Genomic DNA, 275 nt, shown 5'->3' on the forward strand with positions numbered 1-275 from the left:
GGTCGCCCTTCAGCTGGGATGCAAGGCCATGGATCATCGACAGGCCGAGACCGGTTCCCTTGCCGAGCTCCTTGGTAGAGAAGAACGGCTCGATTGCCTTTTTCAGGGTCTCCTCGTCCATTCCGTGGCCCTGGTCGGCGACGGAAAGGATGACATAGCTGCCAGCCGCGAGCTCTGCCGTCCCGGATATCTGCTCGGATTGTCTAAGTTCGATACGAATGGTGCCGCCGTCCGGCATAGCGTCACGGGCATTGACGGCGAGATTGAGCAGCGCC

The 275-nt window shown here is 60.7% G+C and carries 1 protein-coding gene; it reads right to left on the reverse strand.

Features of this window, described 5'->3' with window-relative positions:
* The coding region (locus SB724_RS20020; protein ID WP_410572574.1) for an ATP-binding protein at positions 1-275 on the reverse strand (275 nt) is incomplete at both ends.

Origin of the sequence: Bacillus sp. SIMBA_031, assembly GCF_046535225.1 — a bacterium.
GTDB classification, from domain to species: domain Bacteria; phylum Bacillota; class Bacilli; order Bacillales; family Bacillaceae; genus Bacillus; species Bacillus velezensis.